The sequence below is a fragment of the Pantoea sp. Fr-CA_6 genome (assembly GCF_024520895.1).
Lineage (GTDB): Bacteria > Pseudomonadota > Gammaproteobacteria > Enterobacterales > Enterobacteriaceae > Pantoea > Pantoea agglomerans.
Genome location: NZ_JALNPO010000003.1, coordinates 404,238 through 426,589 on the forward strand (window position 1 = coordinate 404,238; position 22,352 = coordinate 426,589).

Below are 22,352 nucleotides of genomic sequence, written 5' to 3' on the forward strand. Positions count from 1 at the left end.
CCGCTTGCTAACCTACCAATGGTAACTTACCTTTAGTAGCTTAATGACTAATCAGGTAAGGTGACGACGATGCATGCATTAATAGTGACTTCCCATCCCAATCAGGACGCTCACACCCATCGCGTGGCGGACCAGCTGGCGCAGGGCATTATCGCGACAGGCCACCATACGGCTGAAAAGGCCGCTCTGGCGGCAGAAGGGTTTGATCCACGTTTTACGCTCAGCGATCACAGACATTTCAACGGTCTGGCACCGACGCCGCCCGATGTGCTGGCAGAACAGCAGCGGCTGGATCGTGCCGATGCGCTGGTGCTGGTCTATCCGGTCTACTGGTGGTCATTTCCGGCACAGCTTAAAGGCTGGATAGACCGCGTCTTCATCGCGGGCTGGGCCTTTGATGAGCAGGATGGCCATATCGTAAAACGCCTTGGTCATCTTCCGGTGCATCTGGTTGCGATTGGCGCGGCTGACACCCGAACCTTTCTGCGGCGCGGCTATTTCGCCAGCATGCGGAATCAGATCGATCACGGCATCTTTGACTATTGCGGTGCGCCGGTGGTGACCAGTGAACTGTTGCTTAGCGGCGATGAAGGTTATCCTGAGTCACACTATCAGCTGGCGCATCAACTGGGCCAGCGTCTGTTCGCCCATCAGGAAAAGCATGACCGTTGAAAAAACACCCCGTAAGCGGCTGTCACGCGAAGCACGACGCAGGCAGTTGTCAGACGTCGCGTGGCAGATAATGCAAACCGAAGGCAGCGAGGCACTGACGCTGGCCAGAGTCGGCGACGCGGCGGGGGTCAGTAAACCGGTGGTTTATGACCACTTCACCACCCGTCATGGATTGCTGGCGGCGTTGTATGACGATTTTGATCGTCGCCAGACCGAAAAGATGGAAGCGGCGATGAATGCCGCGCCGATGGTGATGCAACAAAAAGCGAAAGTGCTTGCGGCCTGTTATGTGGATTGTGTGATGACGGAAGGGCGTGAGATTCCGGAGTTGCTGTCAGCGCTCAGCACCTCACCGGAACTGGCTGCCGTCAAACGCCACTATCAGCTCGACTTTATCGCCCGCTGTCAGCGCTGGTTTGTCCCTCTGGCAGGCAGCAGCGGTATTCCGGAAGCAGGCATGTGGGGCTTGCTGGGGGGCGCGGATGCCATCGCAGGTGCGGTGGCACGCGGCGATGTCAGCAAACGGGAAGGAGAGCAGGCGATCACTGCCATGGTCGTGGCGCTGGTGGCAGGCAGCCGTGCAACTGAATCGGATTAGCATTAGCATAAAAAAGGCGGCCCGCAGGCCGCCGAATCCTTCAACCACAACAGGCGTTGTGTAAGTAGTGGCAACGTACAATGATGATCGTTTTAGCCTTTCACCCCGCCCGCGGTTAAACCGCTCACCAGCCAGCGCTGCGCCAGCAGGAAAACCAGGGTGATCGGAATCGCGGAGAGCACCGCCGCAGCGGCGAAATCGCCCCACAGATAATTCTGCGGATTGAGGTACTGCTGCATCCCGACCGCCAGGGTGTAGCTGTTCACATCGCGCAGCAGCAGCGAGGCGACCGGCACTTCAGTCACCGCGGCGATAAACGCCAGAATAAACACCACCGCCAGAATCGGCACCGACAGCGGCAGCAGCACCAGCCGGAACGCCTGCCACGGCGTTGCGCCATCCAGCGCGGCCGCCTCTTCCAGTGACCCGTCGATAGTCTCGAAATAGCCTTTGATGGTCCAGACATGCAGCGCGATACCGCCCAGATAGGCGAAGATCACCCCACCGTGGGTATTCAGCCCGATAAAGGGCAGATACTGGCCGAGACGATCAAACAGGGCATAGAGCGCCACCAGCGACAGCACCGCCGGGAACATCTGGAATATCAGCATCCCTTTCAGCAGGCTGGCACGGCCGGTAAAGCGCATACGGGCAAAGGCATAGGCGCAGGTGGTAGAGAGCGCCACGATGCCCAGCGCACTGATTGCCGCAATCTTGATCGAGTTCCATAACCAGAGCAGCACCGGGAAGGGCGGCGGTGTCACCCGGCCATCCGCATGTTCCACGCTGAAACCCAGCGCCAGCCGCCAGTGCTCCCACGAGATCTGCTCCGGGATCAGGCTGCCGGTGGCGAAGTTCCCGGCACGCAGCGAAATCGCAATCACCATCAGCAGGGGAAAGAGAATCGCCGCGATAAATAACAGCAGCAGCAGATGCGTGGTGAACAGACGCAGCCGTTGCGATTTCGGTTGTACCATAGCCATAACAACTCCTCAGAGCCTGGTCCCTCAGGCTATTTTATTTGTCAGTCTGAACCCGGGCAGTGCTCACAATCCTCACCTCCCAGGTTCCGGTTGTTCCACGCTCTTCGCGTCCGGACTGCCTGCAACCATGACGCCAGTCGGGCCAGGCGCTTAGTCGAATTTCATCCGCGAGGCTTTCAGGTTAATCACCGCCAGCGCACCCACCAGCAGGAAGATCAGCGTGGCGATAGCGGCGGCCAGCCCAAAGTCCTGCCCGCCGCCGCCTTCAAAGGCGATACGCCAGGTGTAGTTCACCAGCAAATCGGTGTAACCGGCTGGCGTGGTGGTGCCGAGGCGATCCGGCCCGCCGTTGGTGAGTAACTGCACCAGCACAAAGTTATTAAAGTTAAAGGCAAAGCTGGCGATCATCAGCGGCATCAGTGGTTTCAGCAGCAGCGGCAGAGTAATCAGGAAGAAGTTCTGCAGCGGTCCCGCACCGTCCATCGCCGAGGCTTCATAGAGATCGTCCGGAATCGCCTTCAGCAGGCCCATGCAGAGGATCATCATGTAGGGGTAGCCGAGCCAGGTATTGACGATAATCAGCATGGTGCGCGCCAGCGTCGGGTCGCTGAACCAGGCCGGCTTCACGCCAAACAGCGCGCTGAGCATCACGTTGATTTCACCAAAGCTCTGGTTGAACAACCCCTTGAAAATCAGGATCGAGATAAACGCCGGCACGGCATAGGGCAGAATCAGCATTACCCGATAGACCGCTTTGCCGCGCAACGCCTCCCACTGCACCAGACACGCCAGCACCATGCCCACCGCGACGGTCAGCACCACGGTGATCAGCGAGAAGAGTAGCGTCCAGCCAAATATCGCCAGGAACGGCTTCTGAATCCCTTCGTCAGTAAACACCCGCACGAAGTTTTTCCAGCCGGTATTCACGGTAAAGCCGGGACTCAGGGTTTCGTTCGCCCAACTGCCGTCGGCGTTAATCGCCTGGTAGAAACCAGTCTGCGGATTAGCACGATAGCGCGCGTTACTCTGCTGGTTGATCAGCTCATCCTGCACACCCATCCGATAGAGCGGCTGGGTGCCGGAGAACTGGCGCAGTGAACTCATCCGCAACTGACGACCATCCGGCAGTTCCGCCCGGATCTGGCTCAGTGCCTGACGATGGGTCGTGATCGCTCTGAAGTTCGCCCGTTCACCTGAAGGTGCAGCAGCAGGGGCCATTTTCAGGGTCTGTTCAGCGCCAAACTGAAACGGCGGTGAAACATAGTTTTTGCCATCATTCAGCACCAGCTGCCAGCGCTCGCCGGCCGGGAACAGAGAAAAACTGACTGCTTCACCCGACTGGAAGGTGCGGCCCAGCAAAACCTGCTGCGCCCGTTCAAAGGTGAGCTGGTTGCTGCTGCTGTAGTTGGTAAAGGCAATGGCAATCGTGCAGGCGAGAGGGAACAGTACAAACAGCGCCATTCCCGCTACGCCGGGATAGACATAACGCCACGCATAGGCGCGACGGTTAGCAAAAATCCACAGTCCGGTCGCACTGAGGATCAGCGTCAGCAGCGCAAACAGATATTCACCCTGCGCGTACATCAGCACCAGCAGATAGCCGACCAGCAGACAGCAGATCCCGATGAGAACGCTTTTCAACAGCACACTGCGCGTTTTCGGTTTTCCTGACATGATGCGGTTTTCCTTAACGGTCACTCAAGCCGGGTTGCCCCGGCTGCAAGGGGAGAATTACTTCTTCAGACGGGCCTGAGCATCTTTCAGTGCGGCGTCGACGCTCTGACGACCGCCCAGCGCGTTCAGGGTAGCGGTGCGCATCGCATACCAGAATGCCGCCATCTGCGGGATATTCGGCATGATGTCACCCTGACGGGCGTTGTTCATGGTGGCGGCGATACGCGAATCTTTTTCCAGCGTCTGCTGGAAAGATTTCAGCGCCACGGCACCCAGCGGCTTATCTTTGTTGACCGCATCCAGACCGGTGTCAGTCAGCAGATAATTCTCCAGGAACTCTTTCGCCAGCTCTTTGTTAGGACTGGCGGCGTTGATCCCGGCACTCAGCACGCCGACAAAAGCTTTCGACGGTTTACCGTTCAGGGTTGGCAATTCGGTGACGCCATAGTCAATGCCGCTCTTGTCGAGGTTGCCCCACGCCCACGGACCATTAATGGTCATGGCGGTTTCGCCTTTGTTAAAGGCGGCCTCAGCAATCGAATAATCGGTGTCCGCATTCAGGGTTTTGGCTTTAACCTGATCGACCAGGAACTGCATGCCCGCTTTAGCACCGGCGTTATCGACGCCGACATCCTTCACGTCATAATGTCCGTCGGTGAGCTTAAAGGCGTAAGCACCGCCTGCGGCCAGCAGCGGCCAGGTGAAGTAGGGTTCCTGCAGGTTAAACATGATGGCGCTTTTGCCTTTGGCACGCAGTTGCTTGTCGAGACCGGCGATCTCTTCCCAGGTTTTTGGCGGGTTCGGCAGCAGTTTCTTGTTGTAGATCAGTGACAGCGACTCAACGGAAATCGGGTAGCCAATCAGCTTGCCGTCGAAGCGCACCGCGTCCCAGGTGAACGGGAAAAGCTTCTCGCGGAAGCTGGCATCCGGCGTGATCTCAGCCAGCAGGCCGGATTGCGCATAGCCGCCGAAACGGTCATGTGCCCAGAAGATAATATCCGGGCCATCGCCGGTCGCCGCGACCTGCGGATACTTCTCTTCCATTTTGTCAGGATGTTCGACCGTAACTTTGATGCCGGTCTCCTGCTCAAATTTCTTACCCACTTCGGCAAGGCCGTTGTAGCCCTTGTCACCGTTGATCCAGATGACCAGTTTACCTTCCTCAATTTTTGCCATCGCGCTGGCCGAAAAGAGCACGGCAGAGAGGGCAGAAAGGGCCAGAATTCTTGCTCCGGTTTTCATCGTCATAAATCCATCCTGTTAGCGGAAGTGGTGAATGCTTTACCGGCATCATTGTGCTTATCCGCCAGGGCTTCTCATCCTCCTCTGCTCTACGCCCCTCGGCCTGCCGCTGTGATCGCGCTGGCAAAAAGCCCTTTAAGCGGGCGCTTACGCGGCAAAAATTCCTGCGGGTCTGCGTGAGCGATCACAAAAAAGTGCGGCAGCGTGCGGGCCGCGGCGTCAGCCCGCGTTTCTCCTCCTCCCGCCTCCTCCCCCAGCGGAATGCAGTGCGGTGGAGGATGTTACCGTCTGTTTCCTCTCGCATAGTGAGCCCCGGAACCCGTCTGCCGCTGGGCAGACACGACTATGCAGCTAAGAGGGAAGGGATCATGGCGAGCGTTGTGTTACGCAATGTCACGAAAGCCTGGGGCGATACGGTGGTGTCGAAAGATATCGATCTCACTATTCGTGAAGGGGAATTTGTTGTTTTCGTCGGCCCATCAGGCTGTGGCAAATCGACGCTGCTGCGCATGATTGCCGGACTGGAGACCATCACCAGCGGCGAGCTGTTAATCGGCGACCGGCGCATGAATGAAGTGCCACCCGCCGAACGCGGCATCGGCATGGTGTTTCAGTCCTATGCGCTCTATCCCCATCTGTCGGTGGCGGAGAACATGTCTTTTGGCCTCAAACTGGCCGGGGTGAAAAAAGCGGAGATCCAGCAGCGGGTTAATCAGGTGGCGGAGATTCTGCAACTGGCGCATCTGCTCGATCGCCGTCCTAAAGCCCTCTCTGGCGGGCAGCGTCAGCGCGTGGCGATTGGCCGCACGCTGGTGGCGGAACCGCGCGTCTTCCTGCTGGATGAACCACTGTCGAACCTTGACGCGGCGCTGCGCGTTCAGATGCGCATTGAGATCTCCCGTCTGCATAAGCGCCTCAAACGCACCATGATTTACGTGACCCACGATCAGATCGAAGCGATGACGCTGGCCGACAAAATCGTGGTGCTGGACGCCGGACGCATTGCGCAGGTCGGTAAGCCGCTTGAGCTGTACCACTATCCCGCCAACCGCTTTGTCGCCGGATTTATCGGCTCACCAAAAATGAATTTCCTGCCGGTCAAAGTGACCGCCACCGCCATCGATCAGGTTCAGGTGCGGCTGCCAAATCAGCAGCTGGTCTGGCTGCCGGTTGACAGCGCCGGTGTGCAGGTCGGCAGCAACATGTCACTGGGTATTCGCCCGGAACATCTGCTCTCCAGCGATATCGCCGACGTCACCCTGGAAGGGGAAGTGCAGGTGGTGGAACAGCTGGGGCATGAAACACAGATCCACATCGAGATTCCCGCTATCCGTCAGAACCTGGTTTACCGCCAGGAGGACGTCGTGCTGGTAAAAGAGGGCGCCATCCTCGGTATTGGCCTGCCGCCCGAGCGTTGTCACCTGTTCCGCGAGGACGGGAGCGCGTGCCGCAGGCTGTATCAGGAGCCGGGTGTATAGCCCTGCCAAAAACAATAAAAGCAATGACCTCAGGAGATAGAAAATGTTAACTCTGCGCAAACTTCCCATCGCCGTTGCCGTCGCGGTGGGAACCCTCTCCGCCCCGACGATGGCGGTTGATTTTACCGGTTACGCCCGTTCCGGCATTGGCTGGACCGGCAGCGGTGGTGAACAGCAATGTTTCCAGGCCACCGGCGCCCAAAGTAAATACCGTCTGGGCAACGAATGTGAAACCTATGCCGAATTGAAATTAGGCCAGGAAGTGTGGAAAGAGGGCGACAAAAGCTTCTATTTCGACACCAACGTGGCTTACTCCGTGGCACAGCAGAATGACTGGGAAGCCACATCGCCCGCCTTCCGTGAAGCCAACGTAAAAGGTAAAAACCTGATCGACGCGCTGCCAGGATCTACCATCTGGGCCGGTAAGCGTTTCTATCAGCGTCATGACGTCCATATGATCGACTTCTACTACTGGGATATCTCGGGTCCGGGTGCCGGTCTGGAAGATGTCGATCTCGGCTTCGGTAAACTCTCTTTCGCCGCAACCCGTTCATCTGAAGCGGGCGGCTCTTACACCTTCTCCAGCGATCGTATCCGTGACTTCGCCACCAGCACTGCCAACGACGTGTTTGATGTGCGTCTGGCCGGTCTGGAAACCAACACCAACGGCGTGCTGGAGCTGGGTGTCGACTACGGTCGCGCTAATGCCCGTGACGACTACCGTCTGGAAGAGGGTGCCTCTAAAGATGGCTGGATGTTCACTGCTGAACATACCCAGAGCATGCTGAAGGGCTATAACAAATTCGTACTGCAGTATGCCACCGATGCGCTGACCTCTCAGGGCAAAGGCGTGCCGCAGGGCACCAGCCTCAACAACAATGGTGACATGTATCGCATCCTCGACCACGGTGCGATCTCGCTGGCGGAACGCTGGGATCTGATGTACGTCGCTATGTACCAGAACATCGATCTGGACAACAACCGCGGCACCGAGTGGTACACCGTGGGTGTGCGCCCGATGTACAAATGGACGCCGATTATGAGCACGTTGCTGGAACTGGGCTACGACAACGTCAAATCGCAGCAGGCTAACGAACGCAACGGACAGTACAAAGTGACGCTGGCGCAGCAGTGGCAGGCGGGCGACAGCATCTGGTCACGTCCGGCTTTGCGTCTGTTCGCGACCTACGCCAAATGGGATGAAAAATGGGGTTACAACAAAGATAACTCAGGCGATCTCACCACCTTCGCCTCTGCGGACACCAGCGGCAACGGCATCCTGACCAACAGCCGTGGTAAAGACGATGAAGTGACCTTCGGCGCGCAGATGGAAATCTGGTGGTAAGCCAGCACCTTTTCTGACAGGCGCGCCTGCGCCTGATGGATCTCTTTGGTCGCGGTGTGCCATTGCCTGGTTCACGCCGCGACCTGCAATAAGGTAGACATAATGAAAATGAAAAAACTGGCTGCACTCTGCCTGAGTGCCGCGTTACTGACAGGACACGTGCTTCCCGCCCTGGCGGATGTCAATCTGGTGCCGCAGGATCTCTCGTCCGCACCGGTCGTGGCACCCGAAACACTGCAACGCCTGAGCTGGCAACCGCTGGCTGCTTCTCAGACACAGACCACAAAACTCGCTAACAGCGGACAGACGCTGAATGCGCCACACATTGCCGGTCCGGTCGCGGCCTACAGTCTGCCCGCCAATATCGGCGAACTGACGCTGACGCTGAGCAGTGAAGTGGCGAACGGTCAGGTTTTCGCACCGAACGTGCTGGTGCTGGATGAAAACCTGCGTCCTGCGGCCTGGTTTCCCAGCCGCTACTTTACCTATCAGAAGCCGGGCGTGATGGCGGCAGATCGGCTGGAAGGGGTGATGAAATTAACCCCGGCGCTGGGTCAGCAAAAAATCTACCTGCTGGTGTTCACCACCGACAGCGATCTGACACAAACCACCACGCTGCTTGACCCGGCCAAGGCCTACGCCCAGGGCACCGGTCATGCGGTACCGGATATCCCCGATCCCGTCGCCCGCCACAGCCGGGAAGGGACAATCAAGCTGAAGATGCAGACCAGCTCCGGTTCATCCATTCTGGTCGGGCCGCTGTTTGGTTCATCCGGCCCGAGCGCGGTGACCGTCGGCAATACCGCACCTGCGGCAGCGTACAGCGCAGCACCGGCGCCTGCACCCGCCGCAGCGCCCGCGCCAAAAGCCCGTGCGGAACCGATCATGAGCGACACCGAGAGTTACTTTAACCAGAAGATCAGACAGGCGGTGAACAGCGGTAATATCGATAAGGCGCTGAAACTGCTGGATGAAGCCGAGCGGCTGGGTTCCACCTCTGCCCGGCAGACCTTTATCAGTAGTGTTAAAGGCAAGGGGTGAAGCTGCCCCGACAATACTGATGTTGTTCCATCTGGTGCGCTGCGGCGCACCTTTTTTTGTTGCAGAGATCCTGATTGCATGATTTTTTTGCGTAGTTTTACGCATTGCGTAAGTCATGCTGTGGGCAATAGCGTTTGATGAATATAGGCTAACTAAGCTGTTTCAGGGATGACTTTTCTGGAGGCTATATGCGAAGTTACACGACAACACAGGCCCGAAAATATCTTGCTGAAATCATGGATATCGTGATGGCGGGTGAGCCTGTGATTATCACCCGGCGGGGCGGTTTTGCTGCTGTGCTTATCAGTCGCGAAGAGTTTGATGTCTGGCAGGAAATAAAACAGGGTGCCAATTTTTCAGTCGATACGGAAAAGCGTAATCAGAAACTTTTAATGAAGACTTAGTAACAAAACATTCGCTCTTATCGCGATCAATGCATTTGCATTGCCAATGTAACTGCATCACTGCTGACTTATCCTGGTTAATAATAGTGAGAATCCACGATGGGAACTCTGACTCAGGCAAACATCTCTCTGCGTGCTTCATCAAAACTGACAGCCCGCGGACAGACCACCATCCCTGCCGCAGTTCGTGATGCGATGAATCTGCAACCTGGTGAGAATATCGAATACGCTGTTCTGCAGGGCGGCAAAGTCCTTATTACCCGTCAGGAAACGGTGGCTGATGATGCTCCAGTGAAGGCGAGCTTTCTGAGTTTTCTTCCTGCTGACAGGCGCAACACGGCTGCAAATATTAAAATGCTGGATCGAGGATTATTAACTCGCATTACATCGTTGACCGAAGGTATGGACGTTGATTTGGATGCTCCACTCATGGACGATGAGTAATTAAGTATGGAAGACAGCACGGTTATAAATGGAAGGCACGTTTATGTTCATCCCTGTTTTGAATCGCAGCTGATTGCGCTGACCAATGAAGTGGAGTTACTCAGGGCTAAATATCCTGAAAGTTACCAGCGAAAAGCAACGACTAAGCTTTTAGCCGCTGTGTTTAAAGTTATCAATAGTGAGATTTGCGCCGATCCACATCAGGCAAAGTTTCGCCAGGGCGATACGCTGGGAGAACAAAATAAGCATTGGTTCCGTGCAAAGTTTTTGATGCAGTATCGTTTGTTCTTTAGATTCAGCGAGCAACATAAAACCATCATCCTCGCATGGATGAATGACGCTGAGACCAAATGTGCTTATGGCAGTAAGCGTGACGCCTATAAAGTATTTTCAGGAATGTTGCATAACGGCTATCCACCTGACGACTGGGCATTGCTGTTAAAGCAATCTCAGGATTGGGCGAATACAAATTCTTAAGTTCATTAAATCCTGAACAGAATCCGGTGTGCTTTTTTCAGACGCTCGTGCTCAGGGTGATCTTATCACTGTTGAGAGGCGCTGATTACAGTAGCAGCGTGTGAGCCGTTGGCGGCCCGCACGCTGTAATAACTGAAAATTATGTAAAACAGGCTGCGTCAGAGACGAATCTGAGTCGCGCGTTAACCTTCAATCGCGCAGTAGTCGCTTCCGGCGTGCCGTCAGATCACGCAACAGCGTGTCAGTGGCAGGATCGCTGAACAGCGTTTCCAGCGTGGCGCTGAGCTTGCGTCGCCAGTTCGGATATTCATCGCTGGTGCCCGGAATATTGACCGGCGCCGCCATATCCAGCCAGTCCTCCGGTTGCAGTCCCAGCAGGGCGCTGTGACTGTCAGCCAGATAGCGCTGCATCGCCCGGTTTAATGCCTTGCTCATGCCGGTGCGACGTGCATCGCGTCCGGCACGTTTCGGCAGGGCACCAACGCGATGCAGACTCTGCAGCAGCGCCTGCTTCGCCCGCAGCCGATCCTGATACAGCCCGGCCAGCACCACCTTGTCGGGATAGAGGCCGAGTTGTGCGCCGGTGGTCAAATCATCGCTCTGCCACCAGCCACGCAGCGTCGGAAGATCGTGAGTGGTCGCGACCGCCATTGCCTGCCGTGGCCATTCGGCGGGCGGACGAAAACGCTGGCCTGACTCCTGCTCAAAATAGAGCACCTTATAGGAGTAGACCCCGCCATCGCGCAGCTTATCGACAATCGCTTCCGGCACGGTACCGAGATCTTCACCAATTACCATGCAGCGATGACGCTGACTTTCCAGCGCCAGAATCGCCAGCAGATCGTCGATGGGATAGTGCACGTAGGCACCGTGCATGGCACGCTCACCGGCCGGAATCCACCACAGCCGCATTAGCGCCATCACATGGTCAATGCGCAGTGCGCCGCAGTGGCGCATGTTGGCGCGCAGCAGGGCGATCCATGGCTCCCAGGCGCGCTGACGCATCACCTGCGGATCCATGGGCGGCAATCCCCAGTCCTGGCCGCGCGGGCCGAGAATATCGGGCGGCGCACCGATGCTGGCATCCATGCAGTAGAGATCGCGCTCGCTCCAGGTCTCTGCGCCACCCTGCGCAACACCCACCGCCAGATCGCGGTAAAGGCCAATCGGCATCTGCTGCTGCTGGCAGATGTCCCAGCTGTCGGCAAACTGCTTCGCGGCCAGCCACTGCAGCCAGAGCCAGAAGCGCACCTGATCGGCGTGCTGTTGCAGGAAGGCCTGCACGGCCGGACTGCCGGGATCCTGCAACGCCTCCGGCCACACCGGCCAGCCCCAGCGCTCACTATCCTGCGCTATCTGATCGGCGTGCAGCGCATCAAACAGCGCCTGATGCTGAAGACTCTCGCCTCCTTCACGTATAAATCTATTAAACGCCTGCACCTCGGGATCGCTGGCGTCACGCTGAGTAAACTGCGGCCACGCCAGCCTCAGCGCGTCAATTTTCAGCCGGGTCACCGCCGCATAATCGACCCATTCTGCTGCGCGAGCCTGCTCCAGCGCCTGTTCTGTTTCCGGACGATGCCACCAGGCCTGAGCGGCAGCGCTCTGCCGGAAATCAGCGACTGCGCCCACGTCGATGTAGAGCACATTAAGCCAGCGCCGGGACGAGGGGCTGTAAGGGCTGGCACTCTCCGGGCTGGAGGGAAACAGCGCATGGATAGGGTTAAGACCGATAAACGCGCCGCCGCGTGCAGCGACCTCCGGCAGCATCCGACGCAGATCGCCAAAGTCGCCTATTCCCCAGTTCTCCGCCGAGCGCAGGGTATAGAGCTGCACGCAGGCGCCCCATAATGACTCACCTGCCAGCAGGGCCGGGGGTTCATAACAGCGGGCCGGGGCAATTATTATCCGGCACGACCACTGCTGCGCACCCTGTTGCAGCGTCAGCTCATGATAGCCTTCAGGCAGCGGCGGCAGATGCAGCGGCTGAGCGGGCTGGCAGCGACCTGAGCTGATTTCACCCGCTTCACTGGTGAGATGCCAGTGGGCATCGTCAGCGAGCTGTGGCGACACGCTCAGAAGATCGCCGCTGCGAAAAATCACCACCGGTGGCAGCGGCGTGCTCAGCGGATGGGAAGGCTGCATCACCGCCAGCAAACGCTGGCGGGTCAGGGTCGGGATCGCCTGTGGCTTGCCGTGAGCATTGATATACTCAGCGGCGATGCCCGCCCGGGAGAAATCGTCCATAACCGGATCTGTTTTCATGGCGTTCCTTAGCGTTTCGCTTGCCAGATGCGCTGCTGGTAATCGCGGATAGCGCGATCGGAGCTGAACATGCCACAGCGTGCGGTATTGAGGATGGTGGCACGTGTCCAGGCCTCCTGATCGCTCCACAGCGCTTCTACCTGCGCCTGTGCGTCAAGGTAGGGCTGGAAGTCAGCCAGTACCAGATAAGGATCACCGCCTTCCGGGCCGAGACTCTGCAACATCGCATCAAAGGCGTGGCAGTCGCCCTGGCTGAAGGTGCCATCTTCCAGCGCCAGTAAGACCTGATTGAGCTGCGGATCTTTCTTGCGCCACTGCGCTGGGGCATAACCGTCTGCTTTTAAAGCCACCACCTGTTCCACGGTATGCCCGAAGATAAAGATGTTCTCGCTGCCAACCTGCTCAGCGATCTCGACGTTCGCTCCATCCAGTGTGCCGATGGTCAGTGCGCCGTTCAGCGCCAGTTTCATATTTCCGGTGCCGGACGCTTCTTTACCGGCGGTGGAGATCTGCTCAGAAAGGTCGGCGGCGGGAATCAGCCGCTCGGCGACGGAGACGTTGTAATCGGGAATAAACACGACTTTCAGCCGGTCACCGATGCGGGGATCCTGATTGATCACCTCGGCCACTTTGTTGATGGCATAGATGATGTTTTTCGCCAGTGCATAGCCGGGCGCGGCTTTGGCACCAAACAGCACCACGCGCGGCGTCCGGTTAGCCTGCGGATCGGTGACCAGCGTCTGCCACAGCGCAATGATGTGCAGCAGGCTCAGATGCTGGCGTTTGTACTCATGCAGTCGTTTGATCTGTACGTCAAACAGCGCGGTAGGGTCAATCTCAATGCCGGTCCGCTGTTTCACCCAGTGCGCCAGCGCGACTTTGTTCTGCTGCTTGATGGCGCGATATTCCGCGCAGAAGGCGGCGTCATCCGCAAAGGCTTCCAGCCCCTGCAAGGCATCGAGATCGTTCAGCCAGGGTTTTTGCAATGTCCGGGTGATCAGCGCACTAAGCGCCGGGTTGCACTGATTGATCCAGCGGCGCGGCGTAATGCCGTTGGTCACGTTGTGGAATTTCTCCGGCCACATCTGGTGATATTCCGGGAAGAGATCCTGCACCACCAGTTTCGAGTGCAGCGCCGCCACACCGTTGACCGCGAACCCGCTGGTGACGCAGAGGTTTGCCATCCGCAGCTGGTTATTATGCACCAGCGCCAGTCTGGCCCACTTCGCTTCATCGTCCGGCCAGCGCGCGGTGACAGCCGTTTTTAGCTGCGCGTTCAGGGTATTGATGATCATCATATGGCGCGGCAGCAGGCTGCGCACCAGACGCACATCCCAGCACTCCAGCGCTTCCGGCATCAGGGTGTGATTGGTGTAGGCAAAAGTGTGCTGTGTGATCTGCCAGGCGCGATCCCAGCTCAGCTGATGCTCATCCAGCAGCAGACGCATCAGCTCCGGGATGGCCAGCGTCGGATGGGTGTCATTAAGCTGGATCACTTCATGATCGGCCAGGGTTTCGATGCTGCGGCCGGCCCGATGATGGCGACGCAGAATGTCAGCCAGCGCACAGGCGCACTGAAAATATTGCTGCATCAGACGCAGTTTTTTACCGTTCTGATGATTGTCATTGGGGTAGAGCACTTTAGTCAGTTTTTCAGCATCAATACCCTGTTGTTCAGCGCGCAGAAAGTCGCCGTCGTTAAAGCGACTGAGGTTAAACGGCTGGGCATGTTTCGCCTGCCATAGACGCAGTGGCTGGCTGATACCATTCTGATAACCCACCACCGGCAGATCCCAGGCTTCGCCGAGCAGTTCAAACGCCGGTTGCCACTGTGGCTGACCCGCAACCGTCACCACTTTACCGCCCAGCCCGACCCGCACGTTAAGCGCGGCGTTGTGGTTAAACCACGGATAGCGGTCGCGCTGCCAGTCATCCGGGCCTTCAATCTGCGCGCCCTGTTCGAAGCGCTGGCGGAACAGACCGTACTGATAGTTCAGACCGTAGCCCGTAGCGGGCTGACCCACATTCGCCATGGAATCCAGGAAACAGGCTGCCAGGCGACCCAGGCCGCCATTACCCAGCGCCGGATCCGTTTCGGTTTCCAGCACGTCAGTGAGTGAGATCTCCCAGGCGGCCAGGGCCTCGTTGACCGGGTCATACCATCCCAGGTTCAGCAGGTTGTTGCCGGTCAGGCGACCGATCAAAAACTCCATCGACAGATAGTTAACATGGCGCAGTTCTGTCGGGGCCGGGGGAGCAGGCTGCGCGACCAGCATATCGGCCAGCGCACCGCTGAGTGCCTGCCACCACTGTGTCGTGGTCATCTCCTGCGCATCGCGCAGGCCAAAACGCTGCCACTGACGGGTCAAGGCAGCATTGAACTGAATCGGGTTGAAATCGGGCTGTGTCATGGTTGATGTCCTGTGAAAACGGAAAATGGATCAATGTGGCGACAGTTTGCCCGCGCGGAAACCCTCGCTCATCCTCCTGCAAAGAATTAGCGGAGGAGGATGGGGAGGGTGGAGAGGATGAGGCTAATCCGAAATCGTTGAAGGAGTGTGATTGCGCACGCTTTTGTAAAGTTTAATTAATGGGTTTGCTTGCATTCATCTGACGAAATGCTGAACCTGTGTAAGGAATAATTACGAAGCGTAAAATAATGATGCGCTCGACAAATGGAGAAACGCGCGCCCATGTTAATACCCGCTAAACTCAGCCGCCCGGTGCGTCTTGAAGGCACTGTGATTCGGGAGAGATTGCTGCAAAAGCTCACCGCTGCCGGTAACTATCGGCTGGTGCTGGTCACCAGTCCGGCGGGCTATGGTAAAACCACACTGGTGTCGCAGTGGGCGGCAGGGAAAAGCGATCTGGGGTGGGTTTCTTTAGATGAGGGCGATAATCAGCCGGAGCGCTTTGCCGATTACCTGATCGCTGCACTGCAACAGGCCACCCACGGTGGCTGTCCGCGCAGTGAACTGCTGGCGCAGAAGCGGCAGTATGTGAATCTCAATGCGCTGTTTTCTCAGCTCTTTATCGAGCTGGTGGAGTGGCAGCAGCCGCTGTGGCTGATCGTTGATGACTACCATCTGATCACCAATCCGGTGATCCACGACGCGATGCGCTTTTTCCTGCGCCATCAGCCTGAAAATCTGACGCTGATTTTGATGTCACGTAACCTGCCGCAACTCGGTATCGCCAACCTGCGGGTGCGTGAGCAACTGATTGAGCTGGGCAGCCAGCAGCTGGCTTTTACCCACCAGGAGGCGCGACAGTTTTTTGACTGCAGACTGGCGGCCCCGCTGGAAAGCGAAGAGAGCAGCCGACTCTGTGATGATGTAGCGGGCTGGGCTACGGCGCTGCAACTGATCGTACTGTCGGCGCGACAGGGGGCCAGTTCGGCTCAGCATTCCGCCCGGCGTCTCTCTGGCATTAATGCCAGCCACCTCTCCGATTATCTTGTTGAAGAAGTCCTGGATAACGTCGATCTGCCTACCCGTCATTTCTTACTGAAAACCGCGCTGCTGCGTTCAATGAACGATGAACTGATCGCCTGTGTCACCCGCGAAGAGAACGGCCAGATGCGGCTGGAAGAGATTGAGCGTCAGGGTCTGTTTCTGCAGCGCATGGACGATTCCGGCTGCTGGTTCAGCTACCATCCGCTGTTTGGTAACTTCCTGCGTCAGCGCTGCCAGTGGGAACTGGCGGCGGAGCTGCCCGCGCTGCATCGGGCTGCGGCAGAGAGCTGGATGGCGCAGGGCTTTCCCGGCGAGGCGATTCATCATGCGCTCGCCTCTGGCGACGCCACTATGCTGCGGGACGTGCTGCTGAAGCACGCCTGGACGCTGTTTAATCAGAGCGAGTTGCCGCTGCTGGAGAACTCCCTGAAAGCACTGCCGTGGGAGATGATGCTGGAAAATCCAATGCTGGTACTGCTGCAGGCGTGGCTGATGCAGAGTCAGCATCGCTTCTCCGAAGTCGACAGTCTGCTGGCGCGTTTTGAACAGGCCAGCCGCTGCGAGATCGACGCAGCACTGCGCGGTGAATTTAATGCATTGCGCGCCCAGGTGGCGATTAACGATGGCAATACAGATGAAGCGGAGCGGCTGGCGAAAGTGGCGCTCGATACTCTGCCAGCGAGCCGTCACTACAGCCGCATTGTGGCAACCTCAGTGCATGGTGAAGTGATGCACTGCAAAGGCGAGCTGGATGATTCACTCAAGCTGATGCGGCAGACCGAACAGATGGCGCGGCGCGATGAAGTGTGGCACTACGCCCTCTGGAGCCTGATTCAGCAGAGCGAGATTCTGTTTGCTCAGGGCTTTTTGCAGGCAGCCTATGAGATCCAGAGCCGCGCCTTTGTGCTGGTCGATGAACAGCATCTGGCGCAGTTCCCGCTGCATGAGTTTCTGCTGCGCATTCGCGCTCAGTTGCTGTGGGCCTGGGGACGGCTGGAAGAGGCGGAGCAGGCGGCCCGGGAAGGCATCAAAGTATTGAACGGTTTCCAGCCGCAGCAGCAGATTCAGTGTCTGGGATTGCTGGTGCAGTGCTCACTGGCACGCGGCAATCTGGATAACGCCCGCAGCTACCTGAACCGGCTGGAAAACCTGCTGAACAATGGCAACTGGCACAGCGACTGGATAGCCAATGCCGACAAAGTCCGGGTCATTTACTGGCAGTTGACCGGCGACAGCCAGAACGCCCGTGACTGGATGCGGCAGACGCCTAAACCTGCCTTTGCCAATAACCATTTTCTGCAGGGACAATGGCGGAACATCGCCCGCGCGCAGATCCTGCTGGGTGATGTGAGCCAGGCGGAAGTGGTGCTGGAGGAGCTGAATGAGAATGCCCGTGCCCTGCGCCTGATGAGCGATTTAAACCGCAATCTGTTGCTGCTGAATCAGATCTACTGGCAGACCGACCGCAAAGCGGAGGCGCAGCGTGTCCTGATTGAGGCGCTGAAACTGGCGCGCAGCACCGGTTTTATCAGCCATTTTGTGATTGAAGGCGAGATGATGGCGCAGCAGTTGCGGCAATTGATTCAGCTGAATACCCTGAATGAACTGGACAGCCACCGTGCCCGGCGCATCCTGCTGGAGATCAACAAATATCACCGTCACAAATTCGCCCATTTCGATGAAGGCTTTGTCAGCCGGTTGCTTAACCATCCTGACGTGCCGGAGCTGATCCGAACCAGTCCGCTGACGCAGCGTGAATGGCAGGTGCTGGGATTAATCTATTCTGGCTACAGCAACGATCAAATCGCCGGTGAGCTGGCGGTGGCCTCCACCACCATCAAAACCCATATCCGCAATCTCTATCAGAAGCTGGGCGTCACCCATCGCAGCGAAGCGATGAATCAGGTGCAGTCGCTGCTGAAAATGATGGGATATGTCTGACGACAGGCGTTTACAGGGGCGGGCTTCAGCCCGCTCTGCCGCATGTCAGCACACCATCGAAACAGGCGGTCTTTATCAATGGGAAGCGGGGCAGTTACTTTACTGCGCAACATGCAGCTCTGATTTGCCGGATTTCGGGCCCTGATTTCTTCCAGCCGGTGCATAAATATCGCATGCATCAGCGCGTTACGGGCTTCACCTTTATTCAGCCCCGCGAGGTCCCGCCTGCAGCAGTTAGGGTAGTGCTTCCTGAAATTACGGATTTCTGAGGTTCAGGAAAATTAATTCTGAGTGGTTAAACAGTGTCCCCTTACCATACCTCTTAAAAGTCAGATGAATTATAGAAAATGATATATGCTTTTGCTTTTTTTTGAGTTCAGGATTGTCATTCCCTGCTTATGAAAAAAGTGCCTTAATAAAAATGCAATATGTATTATTTCATGAAAAGAGTAAATTGTTAGCAGGGTAATTATTAGCCTTTAATGTCATTAGCTATTAACTAGTTAGTTAAAAAATAGCATCCCCGAAAATTTTTTTTAAAATTAAACGAAAACATTATAAAACAACGAAAAACGTTTCATTACACTCCATAGTTTTTATTTTTTAGATAATTTACTTTTAATGAAATAGCTCATTAGCTATGGGGTGGGCCAGCGATTATCTCATGTATTTATTATCTTTAAGGATGGATTATGAGACATAAAAAATTAACGCTTGCTTTGGCTGTTTTTGTCCTCTCTGCGGCGCGACTTGCAGTCGCTGCACCGTTACATAACCAACCGTTTACGAATCACTCCCCACAGACCTTCTTACTTGTCGGCGATGCTAATGGAGGTGACGGCGGCAACGGGGGTTCTGGTTCTAATTCTCCTGGTGGCCCTGGCGGCGATGGAGGAAATAACAGCGCCAGCGGTAACGGGAATGGCAGCGGTAATGATAACGGCACTGGCAACGGCTCCGCTAACGGTAATGGTTCCGGAGACGGTGACGGCGGCGGTGATGGTGGTGACAGCGGTGGCGATGGTGGTGGTGGTGATGGCGGCGGTGCGTAATCAGGCTGCAGAATCTAACTAAAAATGGTCGCCTCATGAAGGCGGCCATTAATTAAAGGATGAAACTTCTATGTCAAAGCTACACAACACGCTGATTTTTTTTCCACTATCTGCAGGGCTGCTCCTTTCCCTGCCGGTATTCAGTCAGACACTCCCGCAGGACACTATTCAGCTGTCTGCCTGTGAGAGCCTGAACGGACAAGATGGGAACGGCAGTTCGCCTGATGGAGAAAGTGGTAAAGACGGCGTGCCCGGTACAGGCTGTCTGAACGGAGGTAACGGCGGTAACGGTTCTGCTACAGGTGGTAACGGCGGAAATGGGGGAAATGGGGCAGGCGCCGCGACTGAACCCTACCATAAACACCACAAACATCATAAAAATGGACAGGGTAGCGCCAATGGTGGCAACGGGGGTGATGGTGGTTCAACTGACAATGCGCCCGGAGGTGCTGGCGGTGATGGAGGTAACAATGACCAGTCAGAACATCTGTAAACGATACCGTACCCTACTAAGGTGCTCCACTCTGATACTGGTGATTTTTACACACTGCGGTTATGCCTCTCCGGCCTCCCCGATTCCTTTTCCTGATTCCTTATCACTGATTTCTGATGGTGGAAACGGCGGGGACGGTGGTCCGGGCGAAAACGGAGGGGATGGCGGTAACGGCGGTAATGCTGGTACAGGCTCCAACTCAAATGGCGGAGATGGCGGAAATGGCGGCACTAACGGAGCCGATGGAGGGGATGGTGGCAACGGAGGAAGCGGGAACAACTCATCCGGTGGTGATGGTGGTGATGGTGGTGATGGTGGTGATGGCGGTGATAGCGGCGGCGGCATATAAGTCATAGCGCAGAGGATGATATGAAAAACCTTCTCATGAAAGCTGTATATCTCATTATTCTCACCTCAGCATTACTGAGACCTTTCATGGTCGTACTCACGGTAACCTCTTCTCTGGCGGCCGGAATATTCAGCACTGCGGCATGGGCAGACGGCGACGGTGGCGACGGTGGTGACGGTGGCGGTGACGGAAACGGGGGAGACGGAGGGAATGCTGGTTCTGGCAGCAACGGAAATGGCGGCGACGGCGGTAATGGTGGTGAAAACGGAGGAAATGGAGGGAACGGCGGTAATGGTGACGGATCAGGTAATGGCGGAAACGGAGGCGATGCGGGTCCTGGCGGCGTCGGCGGGCAGGGTGGTAGCGGCGGGAATGAGGGAGGACATGATGGTTCTCCCGGAATGAGTGGAGCTAAATAGTTATCCCTATGCCGTTAACGTGGTCTGCCGGAGGTGGATTACCCCGGCGACCTCATAAACGCAAACTAAGCAGACAGCAAGGCAATGCTGAGACACCGAGTTGCCAGGCCTGAACTGCAAAGCCGATGAAGTCATATCAGTCGTTTTTACCGGCACCAGTAAATCCCGATCTTCCTTAAAAGATATCGCATAGTGTCAGCCTGAGTGATGGCAGCTTATCCGGCACCACCCAACGATCCAGTTCCCGCCCGGCCTCAGCCGACTCCTGTGACATAACCCCAGCCTCTTCTGCAGGGGAACGGGTTGAATCGCGGCATGCTGGTCACGGATGTTATGTTGCATTAGATCTGAAAGCCGTTCTTATCAGGCCAGGATATTAATGATCGCAACATAGAAAGAAGATACAGGCGGTGAACGTCCGTAATGAGCAAGGAGCGGACGTTCCGTTCTTAATGACTGACTGTTACCATTGCATCCAACATAGCACCCGGCTCATCCAACCTTACCCACAACAAAAATTAATATCCATAAATCAGCTCTATACACGTATGACATCACCAATTCCTCAAGTCACAAAATATTTTGCCGATAACGATTTTTTAACGATCCAAAGTCCTGGAAGACAGATATGAATAAATTTGTTTATTGTATGATTGCTTTGTGTTTTTCCGGTTTATGTTCCGCAGCTGAAGGTTTAGGCTTGGGGACATATTTATGTGATGTCCGGATAACCAGCTCTCATACAGAGACGCAGCTTTTGCCAAAAGCTGCTGTCGTTGAAGACAATGGAAGTAACTACAAAGTGAAAATGCTGGGTAATGAGGTAGCATCCCCAGCGCTTGAAAGTGTCATGGGTGGTATTAAACAGCAGGCTACTGTTAACGGAATAACCTTCGTAAGACGTCCAAACTACGATGATCGTTTTATCATCGAAAATGCGCATTCCGGCTTCTTTTATAAAATGAGAAACTGCAAAAAAAACTAATATTTTTTCAGCTGATGCTTTAAGCATTAGTATAGGATGGCTTTTAAATTAATTGTGTTTTAAAAGTCCCTGTTTACTATATTATCTTGATTGTGAACCTCATATCTTTGCAGCCATGTTATGATTAAAATGCTTCGACAAATTGCTGTCACCTATTCGGCCGATGAGCAATTTAAACTGCTATCATGTCCGTATGCCTTCCAGTTTAACGTTCAAGCTGTATTACCTTTGTATTAATTTCTGGCAACAGCAATGAGGCGGGCCAGACTAAGTTCAGATTTATGTCCGCTATGAGTGAGGAGCAGCCATGACCCCAGGGATGGTTTGAATAAGTGATATCCCTTTACCCGTTTTGAGCTGATGCTTTTCTTAGCAGGATGCTTTATGTTGGTCACACTCATCCTGCAGGGTATCACCATGATAAAAGTAGAAAAATCAGATCCATTCTCTTCAGAATCCCATCGTTTAATCGAAATGCTATCAGCAGAACTTGCCGCTATTACTGGTGATAACGGCAAAAGCAATTTCACCACCCAAGCAATGGGTGATGACAAAGCTTTATGGGCATTAGCAAAGAATTCTCAAGGCAAAGCTGTGGGATGCGGTGCTATACGGCCATTTACCCAAAATATAGCCGAGCTTAAAAGAATGTTTTCAGACCGAAGTGAGTCAGGGATTGGTGGTGCTTTACTCACTTTCCTTGAAAAATCAGCAAAAGAGATGGGATATATCGAAGTTAGGCTGGAAACCCGCCACATCAACTATCGTGCTGTAAATTTCTACATGAAAAATGGTTATGTCCCTATTGAGAATTACGGCCCATATATAGGCAGGACAGAAGCTATCTGTTTCTCAAAGGCATTGCGCTGACTATATTAATTGGAACTGACGTCTGCTCCTGTCACAAAGTGGACTGTCATCGGGCTGATGACCGCTATATGCCAGAAACGGACACTGTTTTTAATGTGATTTATTTATTTAATGCTGCCTTTGCTGGAGCACAAAGGAAGTCAGGCTACGTTGCGATTACTGCTA

General features: G+C 55.5%; 20 protein-coding genes. 15 read left to right on the top strand and 5 right to left on the bottom strand.

The window, feature by feature from the left end; genetic code table 11:
* Positions 1-69: 69 nt before the first annotated feature.
* Together NR201_RS08000 and NR201_RS08005 are read left to right on the top strand one after the other, a co-directional pair.
* The gene (locus NR201_RS08000) at positions 70-672 is read left to right on the top strand and encodes an NAD(P)H-dependent oxidoreductase (protein ID WP_050679403.1); all 603 of its coding nucleotides are present in this window, start codon (positions 70-72) and stop codon (positions 670-672) included.
* Complete coding sequence (locus NR201_RS08005; protein ID WP_182504952.1) at positions 662-1,270, top strand: TetR/AcrR family transcriptional regulator; 609 nt, start codon at positions 662-664, stop codon at positions 1,268-1,270. Before NR201_RS08000 ends, NR201_RS08005 begins: the two co-directional genes overlap by 11 nt.
* Positions 1,271-1,362: 92 nt before the next feature.
* Here NR201_RS08005 and malG read toward each other — a convergent pair whose 3' ends face one another.
* The 3 genes from malG to malE all read right to left on the bottom strand — a co-directional run bounded on the left by malG (position 1,363) and on the right by malE (position 5,175).
* Positions 1,363-2,253 (bottom strand): maltose ABC transporter permease MalG, encoded by an 891-nt coding sequence (malG, locus tag NR201_RS08010; RefSeq protein WP_010247369.1) that lies wholly within the window; start codon positions 2,251-2,253, stop codon positions 1,363-1,365.
* A gap of 150 nt (positions 2,254-2,403) precedes the next feature.
* A complete protein-coding gene (gene malF, locus NR201_RS08015; RefSeq protein WP_256849617.1) occupies positions 2,404-3,927 on the bottom strand; it encodes a maltose ABC transporter permease MalF in 1,524 nt (507 codons plus the stop codon).
* 57 nt (positions 3,928-3,984) lie between these two features.
* On the bottom strand, positions 3,985-5,175 hold the full coding sequence (gene malE / locus NR201_RS08020; RefSeq protein ID WP_033780168.1) for a maltose/maltodextrin ABC transporter substrate-binding protein MalE: 1,191 nt from the start codon (positions 5,173-5,175) through the stop codon (positions 3,985-3,987).
* A 362-nt stretch (positions 5,176-5,537) separates the two neighbouring features.
* Between malE and malK the strand changes: the two genes are divergently transcribed.
* The 6 genes from malK (at position 5,538) to NR201_RS08050 (ending at position 10,358) form a co-directional block, all read left to right on the top strand.
* Positions 5,538-6,647, top strand: a complete 1,110-nt coding sequence (gene malK / locus NR201_RS08025; protein WP_010247360.1) for a maltose/maltodextrin ABC transporter ATP-binding protein MalK — start codon at positions 5,538-5,540, stop codon at positions 6,645-6,647.
* 43 nt (positions 6,648-6,690) lie between these two features.
* Entirely contained in the window at positions 6,691-7,992 is a 1,302-nt protein-coding gene (locus tag NR201_RS08030; protein ID WP_033760237.1) for a maltoporin, read from the top strand.
* Positions 7,993-8,094: 102 nt separating this feature from the next.
* Positions 8,095-9,033 (top strand): maltose operon protein MalM, encoded by a 939-nt coding sequence (gene malM / locus NR201_RS08035; RefSeq protein ID WP_256849618.1) that lies wholly within the window; start codon positions 8,095-8,097, stop codon positions 9,031-9,033.
* Positions 9,034-9,221: 188 nt separating this feature from the next.
* Positions 9,222-9,437 (top strand): type II toxin-antitoxin system Phd/YefM family antitoxin, encoded by a 216-nt coding sequence (locus NR201_RS08040; RefSeq protein ID WP_157353015.1) that lies wholly within the window; start codon positions 9,222-9,224, stop codon positions 9,435-9,437.
* A 99-nt stretch (positions 9,438-9,536) separates the two neighbouring features.
* Positions 9,537-9,881 carry a type II toxin-antitoxin system PrlF family antitoxin gene (locus NR201_RS08045; protein WP_132498989.1) on the top strand — a complete coding sequence of 115 codons (345 nt, stop codon included), beginning with the start codon at positions 9,537-9,539 and terminating at the stop codon, positions 9,879-9,881.
* Between the two features lie 6 nt (positions 9,882-9,887).
* Positions 9,888-10,358: a type II toxin-antitoxin system YhaV family toxin gene (locus NR201_RS08050; RefSeq protein WP_256849619.1), complete on the top strand. Its 471-nt coding sequence runs from the start codon at positions 9,888-9,890 to the stop codon at positions 10,356-10,358.
* Positions 10,359-10,547: 189 nt separating this feature from the next.
* Here the strand turns inward: NR201_RS08050 and malQ are convergent, their stop codons facing one another.
* Both malQ and malP read right to left on the bottom strand, forming a co-directional pair.
* Complete coding sequence (malQ, locus tag NR201_RS08055) at positions 10,548-12,623, bottom strand: 4-alpha-glucanotransferase (RefSeq protein ID WP_256849620.1); 2,076 nt, start codon at positions 12,621-12,623, stop codon at positions 10,548-10,550.
* 8 nt (positions 12,624-12,631) lie between these two features.
* Positions 12,632-15,034 carry a maltodextrin phosphorylase gene (malP, locus tag NR201_RS08060; protein ID WP_256849621.1) on the bottom strand — a complete coding sequence of 801 codons (2,403 nt, stop codon included), beginning with the start codon at positions 15,032-15,034 and terminating at the stop codon, positions 12,632-12,634.
* Between the two features lie 282 nt (positions 15,035-15,316).
* Between malP and malT the strand changes: the two genes are divergently transcribed.
* From malT to NR201_RS08095, 7 genes are all read left to right on the top strand, one after another.
* Positions 15,317-18,019 carry an HTH-type transcriptional regulator MalT gene (gene malT / locus NR201_RS08065; RefSeq protein ID WP_033760251.1) on the top strand — a complete coding sequence of 901 codons (2,703 nt, stop codon included), beginning with the start codon at positions 15,317-15,319 and terminating at the stop codon, positions 18,017-18,019.
* A gap of 921 nt (positions 18,020-18,940) precedes the next feature.
* The gene (locus NR201_RS08070) at positions 18,941-19,093 is read left to right on the top strand and encodes a hypothetical protein (RefSeq protein WP_223564369.1); all 153 of its coding nucleotides are present in this window, start codon (positions 18,941-18,943) and stop codon (positions 19,091-19,093) included.
* A gap of 48 nt (positions 19,094-19,141) precedes the next feature.
* Positions 19,142-19,564: a hypothetical protein gene (locus NR201_RS08075; RefSeq protein ID WP_010247334.1), complete on the top strand. Its 423-nt coding sequence runs from the start codon at positions 19,142-19,144 to the stop codon at positions 19,562-19,564.
* A gap of 116 nt (positions 19,565-19,680) precedes the next feature.
* Positions 19,681-19,920 carry a hypothetical protein gene (locus NR201_RS08080; RefSeq protein WP_192073112.1) on the top strand — a complete coding sequence of 80 codons (240 nt, stop codon included), beginning with the start codon at positions 19,681-19,683 and terminating at the stop codon, positions 19,918-19,920.
* A gap of 152 nt (positions 19,921-20,072) precedes the next feature.
* Positions 20,073-20,318, top strand: coding sequence for a hypothetical protein (locus tag NR201_RS08085; RefSeq protein ID WP_256849664.1), 246 nt, complete (start codon positions 20,073-20,075; stop codon positions 20,316-20,318).
* A gap of 642 nt (positions 20,319-20,960) precedes the next feature.
* Complete coding sequence (locus NR201_RS08090) at positions 20,961-21,317, top strand: hypothetical protein (RefSeq protein WP_089414813.1); 357 nt, start codon at positions 20,961-20,963, stop codon at positions 21,315-21,317.
* Positions 21,318-21,701: 384 nt separating this feature from the next.
* Positions 21,702-22,187, top strand: a complete 486-nt coding sequence (locus NR201_RS08095; RefSeq protein ID WP_045140149.1) for a GNAT family N-acetyltransferase — start codon at positions 21,702-21,704, stop codon at positions 22,185-22,187.
* Positions 22,188-22,352: the final 165 nt, after the last annotated feature.